9 protein-coding genes are annotated in these 9,350 nt (G+C 60.0%); all 9 read left to right on the top strand.

Annotated elements, in window-relative coordinates:
- On the top strand, positions 1-185 hold a 185-nt coding region (locus tag Q1A00_RS04620), incomplete at its 5' end, for a hypothetical protein (protein ID WP_299755477.1).
- Between the two features lie 422 nt (positions 186-607).
- On the top strand, positions 608-1,069 hold the full coding sequence (locus tag Q1A00_RS04615; protein ID WP_298405239.1) for a chemotaxis protein CheW: 462 nt from the start codon (positions 608-610) through the stop codon (positions 1,067-1,069).
- On the top strand, positions 1,066-1,467 hold the full coding sequence (locus Q1A00_RS04610; RefSeq protein WP_298490195.1) for a hypothetical protein: 402 nt from the start codon (positions 1,066-1,068) through the stop codon (positions 1,465-1,467). The genes Q1A00_RS04615 and Q1A00_RS04610 overlap by 4 nt, the downstream gene beginning before the upstream one ends.
- Before the next feature lie 9 nt (positions 1,468-1,476).
- Positions 1,477-2,970: a methyl-accepting chemotaxis protein gene (locus tag Q1A00_RS04605; RefSeq protein WP_298405234.1), complete on the top strand. Its 1,494-nt coding sequence runs from the start codon at positions 1,477-1,479 to the stop codon at positions 2,968-2,970.
- Positions 2,971-2,976: 6 nt separating this feature from the next.
- Complete coding sequence (locus Q1A00_RS04600) at positions 2,977-5,199, top strand: hybrid sensor histidine kinase/response regulator (protein WP_298405231.1); 2,223 nt, start codon at positions 2,977-2,979, stop codon at positions 5,197-5,199.
- 2 nt (positions 5,200-5,201) lie between these two features.
- Entirely contained in the window at positions 5,202-5,561 is a 360-nt protein-coding gene (locus Q1A00_RS04595) for a response regulator (protein WP_298405228.1), read from the top strand.
- 41 nt (positions 5,562-5,602) lie between these two features.
- On the top strand, positions 5,603-6,688 hold the full coding sequence (gene cheB, locus Q1A00_RS04590) for a chemotaxis-specific protein-glutamate methyltransferase CheB (protein ID WP_298482604.1): 1,086 nt from the start codon (positions 5,603-5,605) through the stop codon (positions 6,686-6,688).
- Positions 6,685-8,109: a CheR family methyltransferase gene (locus Q1A00_RS04585; RefSeq protein ID WP_299755470.1), complete on the top strand. Its 1,425-nt coding sequence runs from the start codon at positions 6,685-6,687 to the stop codon at positions 8,107-8,109. The genes cheB and Q1A00_RS04585 overlap by 4 nt, the downstream gene beginning before the upstream one ends.
- Positions 8,110-9,243, top strand: coding sequence for a PP2C family protein-serine/threonine phosphatase (locus Q1A00_RS04580; RefSeq protein ID WP_298405220.1), 1,134 nt, complete (start codon positions 8,110-8,112; stop codon positions 9,241-9,243). It begins immediately after the preceding gene.
- Positions 9,244-9,350: the final 107 nt, after the last annotated feature.

Genomic DNA, 9,350 nt, shown 5'->3' with positions numbered 1-9,350 from the left:
GGAAGCAGGGCCTCATCGCCGAATCCGGCGGTGGCTACATTGTTGGCCCGCAGTGGGAGCTGGTTCAACCCTATCAGCAAATCTTGGAAAATGCGCGTCCAGCCGACCTTCCTATCGAGCCTATCGAGGCGTTGGCCAAGCAAGAGTCGTGGCTTGAGGAAGAGAAGGTACCGTTGAAGTTCTGAGATACGTGTGGCATACGGTTCGTCTCTTGTAATTAGGGCAGGAGTCTTTTCTGGGTGTTGAGAGTGGATACATTCGTGGCAAAAGGTTCTCTTCTCAGCTCCAAGGATCTTGGCGTCTTTACCCGTTGCTGCCCGCAGCTTGGTGGTTGACGCACGCGCAAGAAGCGTTGCAGGGATATGGTGTTCTCTCTGAACGTTTCTGTAACGGCTAAGGCGTGAAGTTCTTTTAGCAGTTGTGCAGTGCTGATCCTGCACGTATTGGTAACTCGCGCTCACACCCAAAGCGGCTGCTCTCGCGCACGCCACTGATCTCCCCTTCTCCGCTCGACAGCTAACTCATGCGCACAGAGATTTGGTCAACCGCCACAAAACACGTTATAATCGCCGGTAATGTCGCTTTTTCTGAAACGTAGCGATCAGGTATGCAAACCTCACCGACCCAACCAGTTGCCAGCACCGCATACCTTTTGTTTCGGGTCGCCGCCGAGCGCTATGCGCTGGCTAGTGCGTCGGTGCGCGAAATTATCCGCTGGCGATTACCGACGCCGGTGCCGGGGGCGCCGCCGCTGCTGCCCGGTGTGATTAACCAGCGTGGGCAGATTTTGGCGATCATTGATCTGCGCTTGTTGCTGGGGCTGGTCGCCGCTGCGCCCGATCGCGCCACGCGCCTGATTTGGGTGCATCACAGCGGCATTGACGCTGCGTTGCTGGTTGATGCCGTGGATGATTTGATCGCGATCGAGCCATCGCAGATCGAGCCGCCACCGGTGCATGTAGCCGGCCCGGCGCAACGAGTGATCCATGCCCTCTATCGCCATCATGATCAGCCGGTGGCAATTCTTGATCCGGCTGCATTGTTTGCGCTGGTGCAGGAGGCAGCGTGATCTTGCTCATCGAAACCGTTGCTCGCCGGTACGTGTGCCGGCAGCACGACGTCGATAGCGTTGGTTTGGCCACTCAGGCCGATCACGACGAGCGTGGACGTCGCATTATTCGCCATCACCTAGGGCCGCTGCTTGATCCTGCTGATCCGCCGGCATTGAGCCGGTTGCATGCCCTCACGATTGGTTTGCGGCGGCGGGTGGTGGAATTCGTGGTGCCGCGGGTTGATCTGTTGGCTGAAACGCCGGTGATTATGCCGCTGGCGCCGTTTCTAGCGGCCCGGTTACGCTTGCCTTGGGCCAACGGGGTGGCTCTGCTTGATGATCAGCCGGTTATTGCCCTTGATCTGCGCCGGATGGCTGCCGATCTCGCTTTGGGTCTTCATTTGGCTCATGCTTGAGGAAGCGTTATGAATTCGGGAATCTCCGTTGGTTCGTCTGCTGAACTCTCGGCCTTACGCGAAAATCGCGTGATGTTGCGCTGGTTAATCATCGTCAGCGTTGCGGTGCTGCTGGTCTTTTGGCTATTTGGGATGGTTTTGTGGTTCATGAGCCGCGTTGATCTGACCACCTTGGTGCTGGCTAGTCTGGTCACACTGGTTGGCCTTGCGATGTATGGTGTAGCAGCGTGGTTTGTCCGGCAACAGCAAACTATTTTAGGCCGGCGGTGGCTCTTTTTGGCGATGGTGGCCGGCGCGGCGATGGTGCCCTTGCTGTTTGGCGGCGCTGATGGGGCGCGGGTTGTGGTGCTGTTTGTGCCGATTGTCACCGCCGGCTTGCTCGGTAGCGGGCGAGATACGTTGCTGGTCAGCCTTGCCGGGGTGTTGGTGTATGTGGGGTTGCTGCTTGCTGAGCAGTTTTCGCAGGTGCAACCGTTTCTTGAAGATAATGTAGTCATTGATTCGTTCTTTTTGATTCTGACGATCAGTGCGATCGGGACGCTGGCATGGCTTAGTAGCCGCGATTTGAGCCGGGCGCTGGCCGAGTCGCATTCACGCGCTGAAGAGCTGCTGCGCAATACTGAAACGTTGATGGAGAAGAATATCCAGCAGGTTGAGTTGGGGAGTGAGCTAGCAGCAGCGGCAGCCGAGCTGCAAGCCAATTCGCAACAACAGGCCGGCGGCGCCAGCGAGCAGGCCAGTGCTGTCTCGGAAGTCTCGACGACAATTGAAGAGTTGGGCAGCACCGCTCGCCAAATTGCGCAAGCGGCCGAACATGTCTCGGAAGCGGCTCAGCAAACGCTTGAGCAACTGAGCAGTGGTCAAGAAGCAGTTGACCAAAGTATTCAGGCGATGGAACGCATCCGCCAGCGGGTGCAGGATATTTCGGCGCGCGTGCTTGGTCTGGGTGAGCGCTCGCAGCAGATCGGCGAGATTATCGATTTGATCGACGATATTTCGGATGAAACGCATCTGCTGGCGCTGAATGCAGCGATCGAGGCGGCTGGCGCCGGCGAATACGGTCGCCGCTTTGCTGTTGTCGCCGCTGAAGTCAAGAGTCTGGCTAATCGCACTTTGGCTGCCGCAAAAGAGGTGAAAGGAGTGATTGCCGAGATTCGGCAAGCCACCAGCGCCGCAGTGTTAGCGGCTGAAGAGGGCAGCAAAGAGGTTGAGCGTGGCGTTGAATTGGCCCATCGCGCTGGTCAAGTGATGGACAATATCGTGATGGTGGCTGAGCGTACTGCGCAGGCTGCCGCTGAGATTGGACTAGCGACGGCGCAGCAGCAGAGCGCTAGCGAGCAGGTGGTCGAGACGATGCGCGAGATTGCCGAGGTGGCCCGTCAGTCGGCGCTCAGCGCGCGCCAGATGGCCGAGTCTGCCGCAAAGCTGACTGCTATCGCGGCCCGTCTGCACGGGATTGCGAATATTGATAATGATCGTCCCGCGCAGTGGCGGGATCGCTGACAACGTATGGATCTGACAAGTTTCTACGCCCAATTTCGTGATGAGACGGCTGATAACCTGCGCGTCTTGAACGATGCATTGCTGGCGATCGAGGGGCAAGCTGGCGAAACGCTGCGTCGCAGCGAGTTAGATCGTGCCTTTCGCGCGGTACATACGATTAAGGGGGCGGCTCGCATGCTTGGTTTCGATCCGATCGCGCAGGTGGCGCATGCGATTGAACACGTGTTGGGTGAGATCCGTCAAGAACGGTGTACGCTGGATCGACCATTGGCTGATTTGCTGCTGCGCGGTGGCGACCTGATTGGACAGTTGGTGGCTGAGGCGCCCCAGATGCCGGCCCCGGCGCTGGCTGCCGTGCCTGAGATTGTGCAAGCGTTAGGCGCCGCTAGCCCGGCTGAGCCGGCAGCCGCGCCGTCATCACCACCGGCAGCCGCGCCGCAACCACCGCCGGCGCTGGCTGAACCGGCACCGCGTGCAGCTCGCCAGACCGTGCGGGTACGAGTTGACCGGCTTGACCGGCTGTTTAATCTGGCCGGCGAGTTGGCGGTTAATCAGCAGTGGTTAGGAGAGGTTGGGCAGGAGCTGTATCGGTTGCAAGAGGCGGTGGAGCGCCAACAGCGCGCGGTGCAGGCGCTGGAACGGGAATTGGCCCGGTTGCGGTTTTCACCCACCCAGCGTCAGGCGCTGGATGCGCGTTTGGCGACGTTGCGAGACGCGCAGGCTGCGCTGGCCGATCTTGCGCAACGCCAGAGCGACCGGCTCGATCGCCATCTGGCTCGCCAGCAGATGCTGGTCAAAGATCTTGAGCAAGAGGTCATGGCAGTACGGCTGTTGCCGATTGCGACGATCTTCAATTCCCTGCCGCGCCTTGTGCGTGATCTGGCAGCGGCGACGAACAAGCAGGCGACGATCGAGATCCGCGGCGAGACGACCGAACTCGACCGGAAGGTGCTGGAAGTGATCAGTGACCCGCTGGTGCATCTGGTGCGGAACGCGGTGGATCACGGGCTAGAAGCGCCGGATGAGCGGGTTGCCGCCGGGAAGCCGCCCGTCGGTTTGATTCAGATCAGCGCCGAGTCGGCTGGCAATGAGGTGCGCATCCAGATCCGCGATGATGGGCGTGGGATTGATCCCGAACGGGTGCGCCAGCGAGCGGTGGAGCTGGGGATGTTGGGCGCCGAACGGGCACGTCAACTTGATACGCAAGAAGCGCTGGATGTGATCTTCCAGCCGGGTTTTTCGACCGCCCGCACCGTGACCGAGATCTCAGGTCGCGGCGTTGGGATGGACATCGTCCGCGCCAATCTGATCGAACTCGGCGGGCAGGTACGGGTCGATTCAATCGTAGGCCAAGGCACGACCGTCACCCTGACCATCCCGCTCACGTTGATCACTAGCCGGGTGTTGTTGGTGCAGGCTGGTCGCCAAATGTTAGCATTGCCGGCAGCGACGATTCGGGGTATTCTGTGGGTGCGGCGCGATCAGGTACAGTTAATCGATGGCCAACCGACTATTGCCTATCAACAGCAGACCGTAGCGCTGCTGTCACTGGCCGAACTGTTGGGCATGAACGTCGACGCGCCGCTCGTGCGCCATCCGCGTGCGCCGGCGCTGTTACTCAATGCGCGCCAACGGCGCATTGCCCTGTTGGTGGATGATCTCCTCGACGAGCGCGAGGCGGTTGTCAAACCGCTTGGCCCGCTCTTCGCCCGCCGTCCGGCCTTAAGTGGCGCGGTGCAACTCGGTGATGGCGGTCTCGCCTTGCTGATCAATCCGCTCCAACTCATCGAAGGCGGCGCGCGGCGCGCGGCAGCGCTGCCAGTGCTCAGCCAGTCACTGCGCGATGAATCGCGGCGAGCACGCTTACTCGTGGTTGATGACTCGTTCACGACGCGCGAACTGCTACGCAGTATTCTGCAATCGGCCGGCTATGAGGTAACTGTGGCGATTGATGGGGCCGATGCGCTTGACAGGCTGCGTTCCACGACCTACGATCTGGTAGTAAGTGATATCGAGATGCCTCGTGTCGATGGATTTACCCTCACGACTCGGATCCGGCGCGAGTTAGCCCTCTCGGAGCTGCCGGTCGTACTAATTACCAGCCTTGCCTCTGAAGAACATCGTCGTCGCGGTCTTGAAGCAGGGGCGCAGGCCTACATCGTGAAGAGCCAGTTTAATCAAGACAGCTTGCTGAAAGTCATTCAGCAGTTGCTCGGCCACGAGGAGTAGCTATGCCAACCATTTTGGTCGTCGATGATAGCCGTCTCGTCACCGATATTGTCAAAATGCGGCTCGAAATGTACGGCTACACCGTTCAGCTTGCGCATAGCGGTGAAGAGGCACTCGAGGCAATTGCCGCCGAGCCGCCCGATCTGCTGGTGCTCGATGTACAGATGCCCGGCATTGATGGCTACGAGGTGTGCCGGCGCATTCGCGAGAATCCGGCCCTTGACGATTTGCGCATCATTATGCTCACCTCGTCGGATGACAAACGGGCTGCGTTTGAGGCTGGCGTTGATGATTATTTGAACAAAGACATCGATCTCCTCAATCTGCCTAATCGGGTGCGGTTGGTATTAGATATGGAATAGCAGCGTAGCCAATCGGCGGCATACCCGGCGAGTAGATACCCATGACCAACCCGCTGCGCATCCTGATCGTTGATGACTCGGCGCTGATGCGGCGCTTGTTGCGCCAAATGCTGGAAAGCGATCCGGCTATTCGGGTTGTCGGTGAAGCTGGTGATGGCAAGACAGCGATCACGCTGACCGCCGAACTTCGCCCTGATCTGATCACGCTCGATGTGCGCATGCCGGTGCTCGATGGCGTCGAGACGACGCGCCAGATCATGGCTTACCATCCGACACCGATTCTGGTCTTATCGGCTGCGGTCAGCGGGAAAGACGCCAATACCTCATTTGAAGCGTTGGCCGCCGGCGCCCTTGAGGTCATGGAGAAGCCGAGCTTAACCGATAGTGGATCGCTTGACCATCTGCGCCGGATGTTGATCCGGCGCGTGAAGTTGCTAGCGCGGGTGAAGGTGGTCACTCATCTGCGCGGTCGCCGTCATCCACCGCCTGAAATCGGCAACGCGCTTGCTGACACGCCGCATCACGTGCGTAGGCCGCGGCTCGCTCCCGGTCAATTTCCAGTGATCGTGATTGGCGCTTCTACGGGAGGCCCCAAGGTTGTGCGCCAATTATTAGCTGGCTTGCCGGCGCAGTTTCCGGCGGCAGTGTTGGTTGTGCAGCATATTGCGCAAGGGTTTGGCGCCGGGATGGCCGAATGGCTTGCCGAAGCAAGTGCCATTCCGATCGAACTGGCTGCCGAGGGGAGGCCGGTACGCCCCGGCGTGGCCCTGCTTGCACCTGATCGGGCTGATATGTTGATTAAACCTGATGGGACGGTGCGGCTGAGCATGTCGCCGCTGCTGATCCAACGACCATCGATCGATATTACCATGACCGCAGTTGCCGAATTGTACGGCGCGAGTGCGGTAGGGGTCTTGCTCACCGGTATGGGGCGCGATGGCGCAGTGGGCATGCGCGCTATCCGGCGGGCTGGCGGGCTGACTATCGCCCAAGATGAGGCGAGTTGCACCATCTTCGGCATGCCGCGGGCGGCGATTGAATTAGGAGCGGCGGAACTAGTTTTGTCGCCCAATCAGATTCTTGCCGTGTTGCGTGAACGGTTCTCTGCTTCTGCGAGCATCGTATGACAGTGCCGCCTGAATCGCTGAGTACCTTGCGCGATGTGTTGGCGCGCTACTGCGGCGTGGTGCTTGACGATGCGCGGCTGATGACGTTACGCAGCGCGATCGAACGGCGCGCCGAGGTAGTGCGGCGCGCGCCGGCACAGTACGTGGCTGATCTGGTGCTGAGCGCCGACCGCGCTGAATTACAACAACTGTCCGAGCTGTTGCTCAATCACGAGACAGTGTTCTTTCGGAATCGGCCCCATATTGAGGCGCTGCGCAAAACCTTGTTGCCCGCCTTGCACGCCACCTTGCCGCCGGGAGCGCCGATCAAAATCTGGAGTGCCGGTTGTGCGACTGGCGAAGAACCTTATTCGATTGCGATCGCCGCGCTCGAGGCGCTAGGGGAACCGCTGCCGCGCCCGGTCGAGATTCTGGCCACTGATCTCAGCGCCACCGCGCTTGACAAGGCGCGCCACGGCGTGTATCGTGGACGCGCGCTTGCTAATGTGACGCCAGCGCAGCGCGCGCGCTTCTTTGTTCCTGCCGGAGATGGCTTGGCTGTCCACGAACGGGTGCGCCGGTTGGTGTCGTTGGTGCAGCATAACTTGCTGGAACCCTTCCCGCCGGCTACACGCGGGACGCACATTCTCTTTTGCCAAAATGTGACCATCTATTTCTCGCTTGATACCTGCCGCGCCCTGATGGCGCGCTTCTATGACATTCTGGCCGACGGCGGCACCCTCTGCCTCGGTTTTTCCGAAACGTTGTGGAATATCTTTGACCGATTGCGTCCGGTTGCGGTTAATGGCGCGTTTCTGTACCGGAAAGATCCGCCACGGCAACGCGCAACAGTTGTGTCGGCAGATAAGCGGCCCATCCAGTCGCCTCGATCGGGGCGCTTACGCCCCGCGACGCAATCGGTGACGGGTGCGCCATTGTTTACCGATGAGACGGTGGTGAACGAGGGCCGGCGCTTGATCGACAGCGGACAGCTTGAGACGGCGCTCGACTTGTTTTCCCACGTACCGTTGGCCGGACGCCACGCACCGGCAGTGTTGGCATTAGCGGCGCAGGCCCATGCTAATCGGGGCGATCTCGATCTGGCGCTGGCCGAAGCGCGCCGCGCCCTCGAATTGAATCCATTGGTCACTGAGGCGCACATCTTGCTTGGGTTGATTTACGAGCGGCAGCAACAACTGCCGTTGGCCATTCGCCATTTTGAACGGGCGCGCTATTTGAGCACCGAGTCGCCGTTGGTGGCGTTTCACCTTGCCGAGTGCTACCGCCAAACGGGACGGATAACGGATGCAGTGCGTGAATACCGGAATGCGGAGCGATTGTTGGCCGCGTTACCGCCCGATCACCTGCTTGAAGGTGTGGCTGCCCATTGGCTGGTCGAGAGTTGCCGGCGTTGGATAGACCGGCTCGAGGGAGAGCGTTAAATGGCTGCCCGTAACGGTCGAGTGTTATCCGAACTCGTGATCCGGCGGCGGATGTGGCCGAGTCTCTTGGCACACCACCCGCGCAGCCTGATTACCGCACGGCGTAGCGCCGCGCCGCCCGATCCGCCACCGTCGCCGCCGATGCCAGCGCCGGTCATTGATGAAGCGGCCCAGCGGCGGGCGCGTGAGATCGAACAAGAATTGCAATTGGCCCGCGATATTCAACAGGGCTTGTTGTTAGAGGCGGCGCCGCATCTGCCCGGCTGGGAAGTAACGGCCATTTCGCTGCCGGCTCGCGATCTTGGCGGTGATTTGTACGACTTTTTGCCGTTGGCCAATGGGCGGCACGGCATCATGATCGGTGATGTCAGCGGTAAGGGCTTGCCCGCCGCATTGCGCATGGCCGTGGCCCGCACCGTTTTTCGGCACGAGGCGCGCCGTAACGCTGATCCGGCGACCACGTTGGCTGCTGTCAATCGCGGTGTGTTGAGCGAGATTCCGCATGGCATGGTGACCATGCTCTACTTGCAGCTCGAACCGCAGAGCGGTCTGATCTGTTGCGCTAACGCCGGGCATACCTTCCCACTGATAGTAACTGACGAGCTGCGTGAGCTGGAAGTCAGCGGGTTGCCGTTAGGAGTGGATCATGAGAGCGAATATGCCGAGTTAAGCGCCGCCCTTGCTCCCGGTGAGAGCCTGTTGCTCTATACCGATGGCCTGATCGAAGCCGAGCGCGCCGATGGCCAAATCTTAGGCTTCGAGCGGCTGGCCGCGTTAGTCATGGCCCAACCGCAGCGCAAACCGCGCGCGCTGGCTGCTGCGCTCGTGCATGAAGTGCGGGCGTGGACAAACGGCGTGCTGAGCGATGATGTGACTATGGTAATCTTGCGGCGGCGCTTGCTCGATCTCACTGCGGAAATCCGCAGTGTCATCGCGGATGTCGTCGGCAGTGATCGACTCGAACCGTTATGGGATACTCTCTTCGCCGGTGATGTTCCGGCTGACGCCGAGGCATGGCGCGAACTGTTGCCTCGCTTGCAAGCGCCGGCACAGGCTACGTTGGGACGTGGCCTGGCGCGCGAGTTGATCCAACAGATCCGGTTGACGTTAGATGATTACCGCGAGGTTGCCTAATCGCCGGGATGGCGTGGTTGGGATAGGTGCGCGTGTTTGCCCCAACCACGCCAATCGTGAAGAAAACTATATACTGTCGTATACTTCTAAATGACGATTCTACAATA

Origin of the sequence: uncultured Chloroflexus sp., assembly GCF_938091255.1 — a bacterium.
Taxonomy (GTDB): Bacteria; Chloroflexota; Chloroflexia; order Chloroflexales; family Chloroflexaceae; genus Chloroflexus.
The sequence above is the reverse complement of the archived record's forward strand: the minus strand, read 5'-3'. Positions and strand labels throughout refer to the sequence as shown.

Excerpts from the sequence above, each read along its gene's own strand:
- Q1A00_RS04615 (WP_298405239.1), top strand. The coding sequence starts at position 608 with ATGCAAACCTCACCGACCCAACCAGTTGCCAGCACCGCATACCTTTTG.
- Q1A00_RS04580 (WP_298405220.1), top strand. The coding sequence starts at position 8,110 with ATGGCTGCCCGTAACGGTCGAGTGTTATCCGAACTCGTGATCCGGCGG.
- Q1A00_RS04600 (WP_298405231.1), top strand. The coding sequence starts at position 2,977 with ATGGATCTGACAAGTTTCTACGCCCAATTTCGTGATGAGACGGCTGAT.
- Q1A00_RS04585 (WP_299755470.1), top strand. The coding sequence starts at position 6,685 with ATGACAGTGCCGCCTGAATCGCTGAGTACCTTGCGCGATGTGTTGGCG.
- cheB (WP_298482604.1), top strand. The coding sequence starts at position 5,603 with ATGACCAACCCGCTGCGCATCCTGATCGTTGATGACTCGGCGCTGATG.
- Q1A00_RS04605 (WP_298405234.1), top strand. The coding sequence starts at position 1,477 with ATGAATTCGGGAATCTCCGTTGGTTCGTCTGCTGAACTCTCGGCCTTA.
- Q1A00_RS04595 (WP_298405228.1), top strand. The coding sequence starts at position 5,202 with ATGCCAACCATTTTGGTCGTCGATGATAGCCGTCTCGTCACCGATATT.